This is a genomic window from Luteimicrobium xylanilyticum, assembly GCF_009429125.1.
In the GTDB taxonomy this organism is placed as follows: Bacteria; Actinomycetota; Actinomycetes; order Actinomycetales; family Cellulomonadaceae; genus Luteimicrobium; species Luteimicrobium xylanilyticum.
Window position 1 is genome coordinate 387,748 of the sequence record NZ_CP045529.1, and the last position, 11,698, is coordinate 399,445.

Here is an 11,698-nt window from a genome sequence, read left to right on the forward strand (position 1 = left end):
CCGCACGGCGGCTGCCGGTTCAGCCGCGCGCCCACACCAGCACGACGTCGCAGGGTGCGTGGTCGACGACGAACCGCGTGGGCGGGGCGAGGCTGTGCGGTCCGGGACGGTCGCCGTCGCGCGAGACCACCAGCACGTCGGCGTCGCGGCACGCGTCGACCACGACGGTCTCGACGCGCTCGTGGCCGCGCGGGCTGCGCTCGTCGGTGCTCGAGGGGAGCCCGAGCCGCACCTGCGCGTCCTCGAGGAGGTGCGCGGCGGCGTCGTGCAGGGGCGTGCCGGTGACGGCGTGCCCGCCGCGCCCGAGCAGCCCCGCGGGGCCGGCGTGCCAGGCGTCCGCGGTGGCGGCGTCGTCGACGTGCAGCAGGACGACCTCCGCGTCGCGGCCCTCGGCGAGCTCGCGGGCGGCGTCGACCGCGGCCTCCCACGTGCCCTCGGTGAGCCAGACCAGCACCCGCATGCTTCTCCCTATCGTCCGGTGACCCGCAGCCCCACCCAGAGTGCCGCGACCCCGACGACGAGGCACGCGGGGACGGTCGCGAGACCGAGCCGGACGAACCTCCCGGCCGACGGCGTGTGGTCGTGCGCGTGCAGCACCTGCCGCCACAGCAGGGTGGCGAGCGAGCCGACGTAGGTCAGGTTGGGGCCGATGTTCACGCCCAGCAGCACCGCGAGCAGCAGCCCGGGGGAGTGCGCGGTGAGGGGGACGAGAACGAGCGTCGCGGGCAGGTTGTTGAGGAGGTTCGCGAGCACGGCGGCGAGCCCGGCGGCGGCGAGCAGCCCGAGGAGGTCGGCGCGGGCGGGCACGAGGTGCGCGACGCCGTCGCCGACCGGGCCGTTCCGGACCGCGAGCACGACGACGCCGAGCGCGAGCACGAACACGAGGAACGGCACGTTCGCGGCCCGGACCACCGTGGTCGCCTCCCGGCGCGGGGCACGTACGAAGCGCGGCGCGACGAGCACCAGCGCTCCCGCGGCGGCCACCCACGCCGGCGCCACGCCGAACGGCTCGACGACGGCGAACCCCACGAGCGTCGCCGCGAGGACCACGAGGGCGAACCGGGGGGCGGGGGCGGCGTCGTCGTCGGGCACGGGGTGGACCGGGGTGGCGAGGTCGCCGCGGAACCACCAGCGGAACACGCCGTACTCGACCGCGACCGTCGCCAGCCAGGGCAGCGCCATGAGCCCGGCGAATCCCGCGAAGGTCAGCCCGCTCGCGCCGAACGCGAGCAGGTTCGTGAGGTTGGAGACGGGAAGCAGCGTCGACGCGGTGTTGGCGAGATGGGTGCTCGCGTAGACGCCGGGGCGCGCGCGGGCGCCGATCCGCGTCGCCGTCGCGAGCACGACAGGCGTCAGGAGCACGACCGTCGCGTCGAGGCTCAGGACGGCCGTCGTGACCGAGGCGACGACGAACACCGCGCCCAGCAGCCGCCGCGGGCTCCCGCGGGAGGCGCGCGCCATCACGCCGCCCGCCCACGCGAACACCCCGTCCTCGCGGGCCAGCTCCGCGAGCACGAGGATCGCGGCCAGGAAGCCGACGGTCGGGCCGAGGGTGCGGGCCTCGTCGAGGGCGTCGTGCCACGGGACGAGGCCCAGCGCGATCACCAGGACCGCGGCGGGCAGCGCGCCCACGACCTCAGGGAGGCCCAAAGGCCGGACCACCGCGAACACCAGCACCGCCACGAGGACGGCGACGGCGACCACGGCACCGGCTGTCGTCGTCACGTCCACGTGCACAGCGTCCCACCTCGCGTTCGGCGGGCGGAGATCGCCTGCTCGACGACGCCGCGCACGGCCATGGTGAGGGGTCCCCGGGGTGCGGGGTCCGCCCGGTTTCCCTAGTCTCGAGACGAGTCGCGAAATGCCGGTGATGCGCAGAGTGTGGGCTCCTGGACGGCCTCATCCTTCGAGGGTGGTTCTGCACCGCACCGGTTGTGACCTGCTTCACCCGCGAACAGAGTGGTTCGCACAGCGGTCGGGGGGACCGGCCGTCGGACGGCGTCTGGGGGACGCGTGACGAAGACTCGTGCACTCATCGCGTCGATCCTGGCGTTCGCCCTGGCACTGCCGCTGACCGTGGCGGGGCTGGTCCTCGCGCCGGCGGCCGAGGCCGTGGGCGGCACGCTGGAGGTCACGAAGTCCGTCGACAACCCGGGGCCGTACGGACCCGGTGACACCATGACGTTCACGATCCAGGTCACGTGCCAGTCCCAGCCATGCGCGGCGGCGCAGCTCACCGACACGCTGCCCGCCCCCCTCGTGCTCGACGGCGACGACGCGATCCAGGTGACCACGGCCGGTGGCGGCACGTACTCCACCGCCGACTCGGACGGCGACGGCGGGACCCACGTGGTCGTCGACGCGACCCAGGAGCAGAGCGACGGGAACCCCGGCATGGCTCCGGGCACCACGGCCACCGTGAGCGTGCAGGCCCGCGTGCCGGACGACGCGACGGCGGACAACAACGGCACGGTCACGAACACGGCCAACGTGTCGCAGGACGGCGGCAACTCCGACTCGGCCACCGCGGACGTCACGATCGACGTCCCGACGACGATCGACACGACCGTCACGAAGGACGCGAGCCCGACAAGCGTGCCCGCCGTGCCGGGCCGCGACGTGTCGTTCACGATCCACGCGCAGAACACGTCGAACGCGAGCGTCGACTCGCTCGTCGTCTCGGACCCGTCCGACGGCGGCGCCGACCCGTTCCAGTACCTGGAGCTCACGGGCATCTCCACGTTCACGCCGCCGGAAGGCGCCGACACGGTCCAGGTGACGTGGGTCGACGCCGACGGCACGTCGCACACCGAGGACCCGTTGAGCCCGATCCCGGGCGACCCGAGCGCGATCCTCGCCGGGATCCCGCTGGACCAGGTGCACGGCATCAGCTTCGCGTTCACGGGCGACGGCGGGATCCCGATCGACGGGGAGGCGACGATCGTCCTCGAGACGCAGACGCGCGACGACGTCGCGGACCTGCCCGAGGGCACGACCACCATCACCAACACGGCGTCGTCGGACGTCGCGAAGGGCGACGACACCGCGACCGACGACGACGACGCGACCGTCGACGTCGTGAGCGAGGCCCCGACGGTCACGACGAGCAAGGAGTTCGCCGACGACCATCTGCTCGCAGGCGACTCGACCACCGCCACGATCCGCTCCGAGGTCGGGTCGCAGCCGGTCACGACGATGGTGATCGACGAGCCGACCGACGGCGACGCGAACCTCGCGGACCAGGGCCTGACGTTCGGCGGGTTCGGCGGCGGCGTCGCCTGGCCGGCCGGGGCCGACTCCGTCTCGATCGTGTACGACTACTCCGACGGGACCTCGAGCGCGCCGCAGACCTCCACGGACCGCGACACGATCCCGCCGGTCCCCGCGGGCCACACGGACGCGGACGTCGTGGGCTTCCACATCACGTTCACGAGCGACGACCCCGACGGGATCGAGCCGGGCGACGCCGCGACCATCCCGTTCGACGTCACGGCACAGTCGGTCCCGGGGTCCGACGACGTCACGTCCACCAACGACACGACGACGACGGTCACGGACGACACGGGCGAGTCCGGCACCGACGAGGCCTCGGACGACGTGACGCGCCAGCCGGCGCGCATCGACACGCACGTCGACAAGGCGTTCACCCCGGACGAGATCCCCGGCGTGCCGGGTGCGTCGACGATCGTGCAGATCCCCGCGTCGGTGTGCGGTCAGGAGCAGGTCGACTCGGGCGACTGTGACACCGCGTCGACGGTGGGCTCGGACGACCTGATCATCTCCGACCCGGTCGAGCCGAGCGCGGGGCTGACGGACTTCTGGAACCACATGAACGTCACGTCCATCGGCCCGATGGACATCCCCGAGGGCTCGACCCTCACCGTCAACTACTGGGACGGCGACAGCTGGGAGACGCTCGCGGGCCCGATCCCCGCCCAGTCGGGCTGGATCTACCAGGTCGGGAGCGACCCGTCGCCCGACGACATCCAGGGGCTGCAGTTCGACTTCGAGCCCGACCCTGCGGACGGCGAGCTCCCGCCCGGGTTCGAGGTACTCCCGTACGTGACGTTCCAGCAGCGCGCCGAGCTCCGCGACGGGTCCGGCTCCGCGCTGCCCACCGAGGACACCGGACCCTTCACCTACACGAACGACGTCGAGTCGCAGGTCGACAACACGGACGCGATCGACACGCCCGTGACCGACGACGACAGCGCCGACATCACCGTCGACCCCGCCGAGGGCGGTCCCGGCGACACGATCGACAAGGGTTGGGTCGACCCGACGACGGGCGACGTCGAGGACACCGGCGTGACGGTCGTCGCGCTGACCGACGACGAGCGCACCGCGCGGATCCGCTGGGGGACGCACGGCTTCCCGATGAGTCAGGTGCAGCTCTCCGACGTGCCGAGCCCGGCGACGGGTGACGCAGTGGCGGACACGGTCTACGACGCGTTCGACCTCGTGCGCATCGCGCCGATCACGACGAGCACCGACCCGCTGATCGCGTTCGACCAGGTCTCGAAGGTCGAGCTGTTCGAGGCCTCCGCGAACGGTGGCGCGGGTGGCTGGGTCGATGTCACCGGGGCGGCCTGCGCTGCAGGCTGCGACGGGACCTTCGGCGGCTACACCCTGACCGCGGCCCAGCAGAGCGACGCCCTCAGCGTCCGTCTGACGTTCGTCGAGAGCCCGACCCGCGCGTCACGGATCACCGCGCCGACGGACCCCCAGGTGGGCACCGGCGTCGCGCAGTCGGCGGGCAACGACCGCCCCGTCGACCTCGTCTTCCGCATCCGCCAGGACATGCGCGTCTCGGGCGACCCGGTGCTGGGCAACAGCCCGGACAACGGGAACCAGCCCTACAACACCGGCCAGGACGGACTCGTGTCGAACACGGCCCGCATGGACGGCTGGGCGCCCGCCACGCCGACGACCAGCGACCCCGACTACACCGACGACGACTCCGCGACCATCACGATCCTCGACCGCCCGGTCAACGTCACGACGACCAAGTCGTTCGAGGAGGACACGCTCGGCCTTCCGCCCGAGGGGACGCCCCAGGACGAGTACCCGCAGGACGCGATGACGCTCGAGGCCCGAAACACGACCGAGGCCAAGGTCCGGACCATGACGATCCAGGATCCCGACCCCGGCTCGAACTCGAACACCTTCGACGTGATGAACCTCAACCACGTCATCTCGATCACGGCTCCGACGGGCGCCGACGCGAGCGCCACGGAGGTCTTCCTGACCCGGGGCGGTACCGAGGACCCGGCCATCACGGCAGACGCCGCGCTCGCGCTCGGGCCGTCGGACCTCGCCGACGTCACCGGTGTCCGGGTCGTGTTCCACGGCTTCATCGACACCACGACCGACAGCACCACACCGGGCGGGGTGGTGCTGTCCATGCAGCTCCGGGCGACCCACCGTGACGGCGGGGCCGCCGTGACCGAGGCGGACTCGGTCGCCAACACGTCCTTCGCGTCCGTGACCAGTCCCGAGGACACCGCGAGCGACACCGCTGAGGACACCGTCAACATCGAGGAGCCGACGTACGGTGTCGACGCCACGAAGAGCATCGACCCGGAGAGCCGCTACGAGGGCGACCCGAACGCCTACACGGTCGCACTCACCGGCAAGCCGACCGGGACGGTCCGCACGACGACCCTCGCGATCACCGACGACGACCCGCTGTTCTGGAACGCGTTCGACTTCACCGGTTTCCCGGGCCAGACGGTCGAGGCGCCGATCGCGCGCGTCGAGGTGGACGCACTGGTCGGGGTGACGTACTCGCTCGACGGCGACACCCTGGTCCAGCAGTGCAACGGGTCCGACGACCTCACTGCCTGCTGGGTCGATGGAGACTTCACCGCTGCCGGCAGCCCCGCTCTGCCGGCCGGTGTCGCTCCGGGCGACGTCCAGGGTCTGCGATTCACGTACGACGCGGGCGACGGTCAGCCGAACTGGGAGCACCCGTCGAACCCGACCGCGCACGCCACCTTCTCAGCCGCCCAGCGCGACAACCTGCGTTGGAGCACCGACGGCGAGAACGTCACGCCGGTTCCGTCCGACCTCCCGACCAACGAGCTCGCGCCCGGCGAGACGGTGCTCGGGCGGACCAACAACACGATCCAGGTACACAGCGAGGGCTCGTGGGAGCACGAGGAAGGTCCGTGGACCGCGGACGACGACGCGAACGACTCCACCGACTACCTGCACCTCCCGAACTCCGTGACGATCACCAAGACGCCGGGCGACGGTGAGGACCCCCGGGACGAGAACCCGAACAGCCCGATCCCCTACCAGTTCGTGGTCACGAACAACGGCCAGTGGCCGCAGACCGGTGTGACGATCGTCGACACGCTGCCCGCGGACGGCGACGGCCCGCAGCTCGTGCCCGAGTCCGGGGACGTCCCGGCGAACGGTGAGTGCGCTGACTACCCCGACGCGGTGATCCAGCTGAGGGGCGCCGACGGCTCGACCGCTCCGATCGCGGGCGCCAGCGCCCAGTACTGCGTGGGCGACGACGGCACGCCCGAGATCACGGTGACGCTCCCCGACGGCTTCGTGCTCCAGCCGGGCAGCGCGATCGTCGTCGACACGCCGCTCGAGTACCGCGGCGGCACGGATCCGGTCGCCCCCGGCACGGACGTGGTCAACTCCGTGACGGTCTCGGACGACCGCGTCTACGACACGTGCGACAGCACGCACAACGCCTCGATCGACAACCCGCAGGCCGCGGACGTCACGACCTGCACGGCGGACACCACGACCCAGCCCGTGGCCCTCACGCCGTTGCGGATCTCGAAGGCGGTCAAGGGCGTGGGTGCCGGCGACCCGGACGTCGCCGAGGGCGACGCGAACTACGACGACCTGGGTGTCCTCGACGTCAACGCCAACGACGAGAACGCCTCCGGCTGCCAGGAACCGAGCGTGCCGAACTACGAGGGCGACGTCATCTACTACGGCGAGAGCTGCGTCCCGATCACGCGACCGGGCGGCGTCGAGCGCTGGCAGGTCCGGCTGACCAACGCCGGAAACATCCCGGCGCACATCGTCGCCGGCATCGACGTGCTCCCGACACCCGGCGACACCGGCGTGGTCGTGCCGACGGCGCGCGGGTCGGAGTTCCGGCCGCGGCTCATCGGCCGGTTCACGTACGACGGCCAGGCGGTCGGCGAGGACACGCCGATGAAGCTCTACTACACGACCGACTCCCTCGACGAGGCCTGCAACGAGGCCGACATCCAGAACGAGATCACACCGGGCGGCCTGGCCACGGACGACCCGTGCTACGACGACGTCACGTCGCGGACGTGGAGCCAGATCACGTCGGCGACGCCGGAGAGCCAGCTCTTCGACGCGACGGCGATCAAGGCGGTCCTGACGTACGACGAGGACAACGAGGGCCTCGGCCCGGGCGACGACCTCGCCCTGACCTTCGACACCCGGACGCCCAACGTCGCGCCGACCACGTCGGGCGACGAGCCCATCGCGTGGAACTCGGTCGCCGAGGGCGCGCAGGGCACGTTCACCGACCCGGACACCGGGCACCAGACGTTCCCGGTCAGCCTCGTCACCGAGCCGCCGAAGGTCGGCGTCGCGATGGCGACGGGCCAGTTCGACCTGCACAAGGCCGTGGTCACGCCGCCGGGCTCGGACTTCCCGCTCCCGGACAGCTACACCGTCCAGATCGCGTGCGTGTCGAACGGCGAGCCCGTGCCGATCGTGGACGAGAACGGCGACGACAAGAGCGTCGTGACCGTGCCCGCGAACGGCGACGTGGCCGTCAACGACCACGCCGACCCGGCGACGAGCGCGTGGTCGGACGTGACCATCCCCTGGGGTGCGCAGTGCGACGCCCAGGAGGTCCCGGCCCCCGTGGGCGCCACGATCGAGTACGACCCGCCGGCCATCGTCATCCCGGCCCGCTCCGGCACGGTCGAGGCGCTGCGGGACTACTCCGACCGCACCGACATCGCGCACCCGATCGACACGACGTCGGACGACCTCAACGTCATCACGGTGCGCAACATCTACCGCAACGCCGGCTTCACCGTGACCAAGGCGGTCGACAACGGCGGCGCCGAGGACCAGGACGGCAACCCGATCGCGTACGACCGGGACTACACGTTCACGGCGTCCTGCACGTTCAACGACACCGAGGTCGTGCCGCCGGACGACCGGACGTTCACGCTGCACGACGGCGAGTCGAAGACGGTGGACGGGCTCCCTGCCGGCTCGACCTGCACCGTGACCGAGACCGACGACGGCGGCGCGGCGTCGACGACCACGACCACCACGACCGCCGACGGCGCCGGCGAGCCCACGGACGGGACGTCGTCGACGTTCACGCTCACCGCGGACACGGTGACCGGTGTGACGAACACCGTCGCCGTCGAGAACGTCTACACGGTCGGCTCGGTGCAGATCACCAAGGCCGTGACGGGTGACGGAGCGGACGACTGGGGCAGCGGGCCGTTCACGGTCCACATGACCTGCACGCTCGACGGCGCGGACCCGAACCCGGTGTTCGACGCCGACCACACGCTCACACCGCCCGACGACCTGACGTGGAGCGTCGACAACCTGCCGACGGGTGCCGAGTGCACCGTCACGGAGCCGCGCACCGGAGGGGCCAACGGGACGTTCATCGACGACCCGACCTTCACCGTGGGCGACGCATCGGACGATCCGAGCATCGTGACGGTCACCAACACCTTCACCGAGGGAACGGTCCAGGTGACGAAGCGCATCGCCGGGCTGGACCCGGAGAGCACGGAGTACCAGCAGGCGCTCGACGCCACCTACACCTTCTCGATCCAGTGCACGAGGGTCGTCGACGGCGTGCCGACACCCGTCACGATCCCTGGTGAGAACCCGATCCAGGTCACGCCGTCGGAGAACCCGGTCGGCACCTGGACGGGGCTGCCGACGGGCGCGACCTGCCGGGTCACGGAGCAGTTCCCCGACGGCGGCGCGCCGCCGCTGCACCTCGTGCTCCCGCGAACCGTCACGGTCGGCGACGGCACCACGGTCGGTGCGGTCGGTCTCAACGCGTTCCGGGTCGCGCCGCTGACCATCGTCAAGGAGGTCGACGGCGACGCCGCGGACGCAGCCCCCGACACCTTCCCGGTCCGGATCGAGTGCTTCTACGGCACAGGGGAGAACCGGGTCGCGCTGCCGGTCGAGAACGCCGACGACAACCCCGGACCCGTGCAGGAGGAGATCGGACCCGACCAGCCGTTCACGACGATCGACGAGCCCATCGGCACCGAGTGTTCGGTGACGGAGGTCGACGACGGCGGCGCGACGTCGACGACGATCACGGGCAGCAACGTCGACGCGGACGGGAACGCGACGATCGTGCCGATCCCGGCCGACGGCTCGGACCCCGAGGCCGACACCGTGACGATCACGAACACGTTCGGCGCCACCGGGTTCACGGTGACCAAGACGGTCGACGACGGCGGCGCGAAGGACCAGGACGGCGCGGCGATCGACTACCCGGGCCCGTACACGTTCAGCGCGAGCTGCACGTTCAACGGTGCCGAGCAGCTCGGTCCGGACGACCGGACGTTCGAGGTCGTGAGCGGCGAGGCCCACACCGTCACCGGCGTGCCCGTGAACTCGGTCTGCACTGTCGAGGAGACGGATGCCGCCGGGGCACCCTCGACCACCGTGGTGATCACGCAGAGCGGTGATGCACGGGACGAGACCACGGGGACGTCGTCGGGCAGCTTCGTGCTGCGGGACGGCGGGACGGAGGTCAATGCGGTCGCCGTGACGAACCACTACACCGTCGGCAGCGTGAAGGTCACCAAGAAGCTCGCCGGCGACGGCGCGGACGCGTGGGGCAGCGGGCCGTTCCAGGTGCGCCTCGTGTGCACGCTCGACGGGACCGACCCGGCCCCCGTCTACGACGCGACCCACGAGCTGAAGCCCGGCGCGCTGACGTGGACGGTGGATGACCTGCCCACCGGTGCGCACTGCGACGTGACGGAGCCGCGGACGGGCGGGGCGACGTTGTCGGCGATCTCCCCGGCGGACGGGATCACGGTCCCGGGGCCGGACGACTCGCCCGCGACGGCCGCGATCACGGTGACGAACACGTTCGACGTCGGGTCGATCGAGGTCCACAAGGCGCTCGAGGGTGACGGCGCGGCGGGCCACCGGTCCGACACGTTCACCGTGTCGCTCGCCTGCACGCGCGACGTGGACGGCACCGCGACCGCGGTGAAGATCCCCGGCGGCGCGACCCGCACGGTCTCGGCCACGAAGGACGCGACGTACGCCGGGCTCCCCGCGAACGCGACGTGCACCCTGACCGAGACGAAGGACGGCGGGTCGGACGCCACGAAGATCGACCCCGGGACGGTGACGGTCCCGGTCGGGTCGAGCGTCGCGATCACGGTGACGAACACGTTCGGGGCGGTGCCGCCGTCACCGACGGCGACGCAGGCCGGGACGGGCGGCCTCGCCGGCACCGGTGCCGACCTCTGGCACCTGGGGCTGCTCGCCGCGGGCGTCCTGGCGCTGGGCCTGCTGGTGCTCTTCACGGCCCTGTGGACGCGCCGTCGGGAGTGACGCGCCCCTGAGCTGGCTCGCCGTCTCACCCCTCGGCGCCGAGCACGGGCTCGCCGCCCGTCCGGACGACCGGACGGGCGGCGAGCCCGTTGTCGGTGGACGGAGATCCCGTGCTCGGCCGGGTGTGGGGTGGTGGATCGTCGGAGGGTTGACGGCGGCCCGCCCGGGACTTATTGTCAACGTATCGGTTGATCAACACGCAGGTTGACTAAGAAGGATGCGATGACCGACGACGACGCCCGCGACACCCGGCTCGACCAGGCCTTCACGGCACTCGCCGACCCGGTGCGCCGCACGATCGTCGCCCGTCTCTCGCGCGGCCCCGCGACCGTGAACGAGCTCACCGAGCTGTTCCCGATCACCAAGCAGGCCGTGTCACGGCACGTCCAGGTCCTCGAGCACGCCGGGCTCATCACCCGCACGCGCGACGGCCAGCGCCGACCGTGCCATCTCGACCCAGCGGCCCTCGAGGAGCTCACGTCGTGGATCGACGGGCTCCGGCTCGCCACCGAGCGCAGCCACCGCCGCCTCGACGCCGTCCTGGCGTCCCTCACGCAGGAGGAATCATGACCAACCCCACCACGGTGACCGCCCAGCCCGGCACCCCGTTCATCGACGTCGTGCGCGAGTTCGACGCCCCGCCGGAGCTCGTCTTCCGTGCCTACACCGAGCCGGAGCTCGTGGCGCAGTGGATCGGGCCGCGCGCGCTCGAGATGAGCGTCGAGCACTACGACGCCCGCATCGGCGGATCCTGGGCCTACACCCACCGCGACCCGCAGGGAGGGGAGTACGGCTTCCACGGCACGTTCCACTCCGTGACGCCGGAGCGGCTCGTCCAGACCTTCGAGTTCGACGGCTACCCGGGGCACGTCGCGCTCGAGTCGGCGACGCTCGAGGCCCTCGACGGCGGCCGCGCCCGGGTCACGACGCACTCCGTCTACCAGAGCGTCGAGGACCGCGACGGGATGGTCGCGAGCGGCATGGAGACCGGCCTCACCGAGGGCTACGAGCTGCTCGACGAGCTGCTCGCCACTTGCCAGCAGTGAACTTGTTGCAACAACTATTGGGAGGCCGCTCACAGGAAGTCTTGAGCCAGACCTCAGGGGGCGCGCTC

At 71.7% G+C, this 11,698-nt stretch carries 5 protein-coding genes; 3 read left to right on the forward strand and 2 right to left on the reverse strand.

The features are described 5' to 3' along the window. Positions 1-19: 19 nt before the first annotated feature. Complete coding sequence (locus KDY119_RS01665) at positions 20-460, reverse strand: universal stress protein (RefSeq protein WP_153021843.1); 441 nt, start codon at positions 458-460, stop codon at positions 20-22. An 8-nt stretch (positions 461-468) separates the two neighbouring features. Next, on the reverse strand, positions 469-1,725 hold the full coding sequence (locus tag KDY119_RS01670) for an ArsB/NhaD family transporter (protein ID WP_227994466.1): 1,257 nt from the start codon (positions 1,723-1,725) through the stop codon (positions 469-471). A 288-nt stretch (positions 1,726-2,013) separates the two neighbouring features. Between KDY119_RS01670 and KDY119_RS01675 the strand changes: the two genes are divergently transcribed. From KDY119_RS01675 to KDY119_RS01685, 3 genes are all read left to right on the forward strand, one after another. Then, complete coding sequence (locus tag KDY119_RS01675) at positions 2,014-10,584, forward strand: DUF5979 domain-containing protein (protein WP_036954473.1); 8,571 nt, start codon at positions 2,014-2,016, stop codon at positions 10,582-10,584. A gap of 222 nt (positions 10,585-10,806) precedes the next feature. After that, a complete protein-coding gene (locus tag KDY119_RS01680; RefSeq protein WP_036954476.1) occupies positions 10,807-11,154 on the forward strand; it encodes an ArsR/SmtB family transcription factor in 348 nt (115 codons plus the stop codon). Next, positions 11,151-11,630: an SRPBCC family protein gene (locus KDY119_RS01685; RefSeq protein ID WP_036954479.1), complete on the forward strand. Its 480-nt coding sequence runs from the start codon at positions 11,151-11,153 to the stop codon at positions 11,628-11,630. The genes KDY119_RS01680 and KDY119_RS01685 overlap by 4 nt, the downstream gene beginning before the upstream one ends. Positions 11,631-11,698: the final 68 nt, after the last annotated feature.

Coding starts and splice junctions, on each gene's coding strand:
- KDY119_RS01685 (WP_036954479.1), top strand. CDS start 11,151: ATGACCAACCCCACCACGGTGACCGCCCAGCCCGGCACCCCGTTCATC.
- KDY119_RS01680 (WP_036954476.1), top strand. CDS start 10,807: ATGACCGACGACGACGCCCGCGACACCCGGCTCGACCAGGCCTTCACG.
- KDY119_RS01665 (WP_153021843.1), bottom strand. CDS start 460: ATGCGGGTGCTGGTCTGGCTCACCGAGGGCACGTGGGAGGCCGCGGTC.